Source organism: Acidovorax sp., assembly GCF_046291265.1.
GTDB lineage: Bacteria > Pseudomonadota > Gammaproteobacteria > Burkholderiales > Burkholderiaceae_C > Acidovorax.
Genome location: NZ_JBKBTV010000169.1, coordinates 1 through 585, shown reverse-complemented (window position 1 = coordinate 585; position 585 = coordinate 1). Strand labels below are relative to the sequence as shown.

Annotated in this window: 1 pseudogene; it reads right to left on the bottom strand. The window is 63.9% G+C overall.

Features of this window, described 5'->3' with window-relative positions:
• Window positions 1–585, bottom strand: a pseudogene (locus tag ACK41V_RS23725) (peptidase U35); the annotation flags it as partial.

The following is a 585-nucleotide window of genomic DNA, read 5'->3' as shown; positions in this document are numbered from 1 at the left end:
CCATCGCAGGGTTGGCGGTGATGATCCCCCAGACGACGTCCGACTCCAGCTGGGCGATGGAGTTGCCGTACATCGCCGGGATCCGGGTGAAGGCATCCAGATCGTCATTGATCAGCGTCTGGCGGGTGATGGCGACCACCCGGCCATAGGTCTTGACCTTGTAGCTTTCCTTGCTCTCGCCAAGCGTCCCGCGCTTGAACTCGCCGCTTTCACCAACCTCCAGCAGCTGGGGTGCTTCGCCCAACTGCACCCGGTTCATCGCCTTGAAGTCGGTGGCCAGCACCTGGCGGCAGAACAGCATGAAGGTGCGGGGATAGGTCTCGTAGGCCTGCCGCAGGGTCTTGTTGGTGACGGCCGACAGAATTTCGGGGAAGTCGGAGGTGGAATGCAGCGAGCGCGTCGCCACCTCGTCCCGCGACAGGCCCCGCGTGTTCACCCCGGCATTGGTCAGGCTTTCGCGCGCCAGTTCCAGCAGCGACATGCCGCGGTACTGACGGGCAGAGTCGTCGAGTTGAAACAGCGTCGGGCTGTAGCGGTGCAACAGCGCATTGGCTACGGCATCGCGGCGGGTCACGCGTTCATCCC